Source organism: Nonomuraea sp. NPDC003201 (assembly GCF_053590415.1).
The window spans coordinates 1-3,836 of the sequence record NZ_JBSFTC010000570.1 but is presented as its reverse complement, the minus strand read 5'-3'; the positions used below and the strand labels follow the sequence as shown (position 1 = coordinate 3,836).

Genomic DNA, 3,836 nt, shown 5'->3' with positions numbered 1-3,836 from the left:
TCCGGCGGTGCGTGGAGTTCGCCGGTGTCGTCGCGCGACTCCGCCCCGATCGTGACCGCTGCTGGACGCCGTCGTGGAGGTCGCGTTCGATCCTGCGCCGCTCGTCGTCCACGGCCCGGACGATGCCGGAGCGGGTGGCGGTCAGCTCGGCGATCCGCCGGCGCATCAGCTCGTGGCTGCCGGGGCCGAGGAAGTGGTCGGCCAGCCGCCGTTCGAGCGATCCGACGGCCAGGGTCATGAGGGCGACCAGGGCGAGCAGCACGGCGCCGCCGGTCAGGCCGAGCATGCCGCTGCTGGTGACGATCCTGACGCCGGGCAGGTTCACCGGCACCGGCTCGGCCCGCCCCCATACGAGGTCCCACAGGCCGCCGACCAGCAGGAGCCCGCCGAGGAAGAGGCCCGCCGCGCACAGGTACCCGCCCAGGACCCCCAGGGCGGCGCGCGCAGTGAGGAAGCCGTAACCGCCGTCCCGCCGCGCCACCTCGTGCCCGAGCCAGCCGGACAGCCTGGCCCGTTCCAGAGCCATCAGCCTGTCCAGCCCTCGGACGACGGCGGGCCGGGCGGCCGGGACCAGGCGCGCGGGCCACGCCACGCACAGGAAGACCAGCTCGACGAGGCCGAGGGCCATCCCGAGGACGACCCCGGCCAGCACCCGGGCTGCCCTGCTGCCTGACACGGGCGTGAATTCTAGGCGCAACCCCCTGATGCCGCGCACCGCCCGCGCCGCTCCACGCATCCTCCGCGCCGCTCCACGCATCGCGGGCCGCCGCGCTACGCGTCGCGGCGGCGCAGCACCGCGTGGCCCGCCGCCAGGGCCGCCGCCGTCCAGGCGAGGAGCCAGGCCAGCCCCTCCCCCGCCGAGTACGGCATCGGCCCGCCGGCCAGGTTGTCCGCGCTCCCCATGAACGCCAGCCCCGCGAACGTCGGCATCCGCAATGAGGCGTCCAGCGCCGCCTGGCTCCCCGTCGTCAGCAACATCAGCGGCAACCCCATGAGCAGCATGAACACCACGGTCAGCGTGCCCGCCGCGCTGCGCATCGCGGCGCCGACGCCGAGCGTCATCACCGACACCAGCGCGAAGAACGCCCCGACCCCGAGCAGGTCCGGCACGACCTCGCCGATCGGCGACACGACGAGCCCGCCGAACAGAGCACCGGACAGCACGACCTGGACGACCACCGTCGCGACGGCCCCCGACAGCACGCCCGTCACGGCCATCACCGGCGCCACCACCAGCGTCTTGGCGGCCAGCACCACCCCTCGGACGGGAGTGGCCTGCAACGTGGCCCGGATGCTCCCCGACGAGTACTCCGAGGTGATCGCCAGCATCGCCAGCGCCACCAGCGCGAACTGGACGAACGACGTCGCCGACACCACCGGCTCGCTGGCCGTCACCCGCGCGCCGGTCCGGCCCTCGCGCAGGGCGTCGGTGGCGCTCGCGCCGCCCAGCGTGAGCGCGGTCACCACCATGAGCGCCGCCGCGCAGGCCAGGCACCACCACGTGGACCTGACCGACCACAGCTTGGCCCACTCGGACCCGATCGCCTGCCACAACGTCCTCATGATCCCGCTCCGTACTCGACGCTTCCCGCGGTCAGCTCCTGGTAGGCCTGTTCGAGCGAGGCCTCCCGGGTGCGCAGCTCGTGCAGCCGGATCCCGGCCTCGTAGGCCAGGTCGCCGACCCTTTCGAGGGTGGCGCCGGTGGCCTCCAGCTCGTTCTCGCCGTACCGGTCCACCGCGATCCCGACGGCGCGCAGCCGTACCGCGAGATCGCCGGCGTGCGGGGTGCGGACGAGCACGGCCGTCAGGGAGCTGCCCGCGATGACGTCGGACAGCGGCGCGTCCGCGATGAGCCGGCCCTTGCCGATCACGACGAGGTGGTCGGCGGTGAGCTGCATCTCGGTCATGAGGTGGCTGGAGACGAACACCGTCCGTCCCTCGGCGGCCAGCGACCGCATGAGCCCGCGCACCCAGCGCACCCCATCCGGGTCGAGCCCGTTGACGGGTTCGTCGAACATCAGCACCTCCGGATCCCCCAGCAGCGCCGCCGCGATGCCGAGCCGCTGGCTCATGCCCAGCGACAGCGCCCCGGCCCGCTTGCGCGCCGCCGCGGCCATGCCGACCGTCTCCAGCACCTCGCCCACGCGCCGCCGGGGGATGCCGTTGGCGCGGGCCAGCGCCACCAGGTGCGCGTGGCCGCTGCGGCCCGGGTGCAGCGCGCGGGCGTCGAGGAGCGCGCCGACCGTGCGCAGCGGGTTGCCGATCCGGTGGTACGGCACGCCGCCGATCAGCGCGGTGCCGGCGGAGGGGCGGTCGAGGCCGAGGATCAGGCGCATCGTGGTCGATTTCCCGGCTCCGTTGGGGCCGAGGAACCCGGTCACCGTGCCCGGTCTCAGCTCCAGTGTCAGGTCGTCGACCGCCGGGCGGTCGCCGTACCTCTTGCTCAAACCCTTCAGACTGATCACGCCGCCTCACGCTAGGCGGCCCCGGGTCCGGCGGGTATGGGGGCGACCCGCCGACTTCGATGGCGGAAAGCCGTAAAAGACCAGGCCGGCGGCGAACGGGGACGCCTCCGGCCCGGTCGGCACAATGTACTGCCTCGCCTCGGGTGCGGACCACGCGGAAATACCGGGTTCGGCTGTGCCTCCGGGCATCGCGCATCCAGAATCCGTACGATTCCCTCGATCACCGACAAATCCTGCGAGGTCGCATGTTCGGCATCATCCGTCCCTGTGGCGAACACGGGTGCCCGTCGCTGCGTGCGGCCTGGCGGGCGCACCTGTGCGGGCTGTGCCTGACGTTGCGGGACGGGCAGGGCCAGGCGGCGCGGCTGGCCACCAACTACGACACGCTGATCATCTCGGTGCTGACCGAGGCCCAGCTCGGGTCGGCCGCGCCCCGCCGGGCGGCCGGGCCGTGCGCGTTACGCGGGTTCCGCGCCGCCGAGGTGGTGGACGCGCGGGCGTCCGGGGCGCGGCTGGCGGCGGCGGTGTCGCTGGCGCTGGGCGCGGGCAAGCTCCACGACCAGGTGGCCGACGGGGACGCCGGCTTCGGGGTGGTCCGGCGGCGGCTGGCGGCCCTGCTGGCGACACGGTGGGAGGCGGGCGGTGCGCGGCTGGGGGCCGGGGTCGGGTTCGACACGGCGGTGCTGGTCGCCACCGTGGACCGCCAGCTCGACCTGGAGCGCCGGGCCGCCTCGCACGGCGGGCAGGGGGTGCTGGAGCTGACCGCGCCGGCGGAGGAGGCGGTGGCGGCGGCGTTCGCGCACACGGCGGTGCTCGCCGGGCGGCCGGGCAACGCCGCCGCGCTGGCCGAGGCGGGCAGGTTCTTCGGCCGGATCGCCCACCTGCTGGACGCGGTCGAGGACCGGGCCGAGGACGCCGCGCGGGACGCGTTCAACCCGCTCGCCGTCACCGGCACCGGCGAGCGGGAGGCCCGGCGGCTGTGCGACGACGCCGCCCGCGGCCTCACCCTGGCCCTGCGGGAGGTGGAGTTCGAGGAGCGCCACCTGGTGGACACGCTGCTCGGCACCGAGGTGCACCGGGCGGTGGAGCGGGCGTTCCGGGCGTCCTACGAGCGGCCCGGCTGGATCCGCAAGACGGGGGCCGGGATCCTCACGATCCTGACCTGCGGCCGGTGGCAGCCCCGGTGGAACAAGCGGGACGCCCGTCACCGCGGCCGGGGCGGGTGCGACCTGGGCGGCCTGGACTGTTCCTGTTGCGACTGCTGCAACTGCTGCGACTGCTCCACCTGAAGCCGCTCACGCCGGGCGGACGGCGCTGATCGCGGCGTCGCGGGTGAGCGCGGCCCCGCTCCCGTACGCCGCGGCGAACGCG

3 protein-coding genes and 1 pseudogene are annotated in these 3,836 nt (G+C 74.8%); 1 reads left to right on the top strand and 3 read right to left on the bottom strand.

What is annotated here, in order from left to right; all coding sequences use genetic code 11:
- From ACWDX9_RS60850 to ACWDX9_RS60840, 3 genes and pseudogenes are all read right to left on the bottom strand, one after another.
- A pseudogene (locus tag ACWDX9_RS60850) lies at nucleotides 1-676 on the bottom strand (sensor histidine kinase); the annotation flags it as partial.
- 95 nt (nucleotides 677-771) lie between these two features.
- The gene (locus ACWDX9_RS60845) at nucleotides 772-1,563 is read right to left on the bottom strand and encodes an ABC transporter permease (RefSeq protein ID WP_449973039.1); all 792 of its coding nucleotides are present in this window, start codon (nucleotides 1,561-1,563) and stop codon (nucleotides 772-774) included.
- On the bottom strand, nucleotides 1,560-2,465 hold the full coding sequence (locus ACWDX9_RS60840) for an ATP-binding cassette domain-containing protein (protein WP_449973038.1): 906 nt from the start codon (nucleotides 2,463-2,465) through the stop codon (nucleotides 1,560-1,562). Before ACWDX9_RS60840 ends, ACWDX9_RS60845 begins: the two co-directional genes overlap by 4 nt.
- Nucleotides 2,466-2,710: 245 nt before the next feature.
- Here ACWDX9_RS60840 and ACWDX9_RS60835 point away from each other — a divergent pair, with 245 nt between their 5' ends.
- Nucleotides 2,711-3,754, top strand: coding sequence for a DUF5685 family protein (locus ACWDX9_RS60835; protein ID WP_449973037.1), 1,044 nt, complete (start codon nucleotides 2,711-2,713; stop codon nucleotides 3,752-3,754).
- Nucleotides 3,755-3,836: the final 82 nt, after the last annotated feature.

Excerpts from the sequence above, each read along its gene's own strand:
- ACWDX9_RS60845 (WP_449973039.1), bottom strand. The coding sequence starts at position 1,563 with ATGAGGACGTTGTGGCAGGCGATCGGGTCCGAGTGGGCCAAGCTGTGG.
- ACWDX9_RS60835 (WP_449973037.1), top strand. The coding sequence starts at position 2,711 with ATGTTCGGCATCATCCGTCCCTGTGGCGAACACGGGTGCCCGTCGCTG.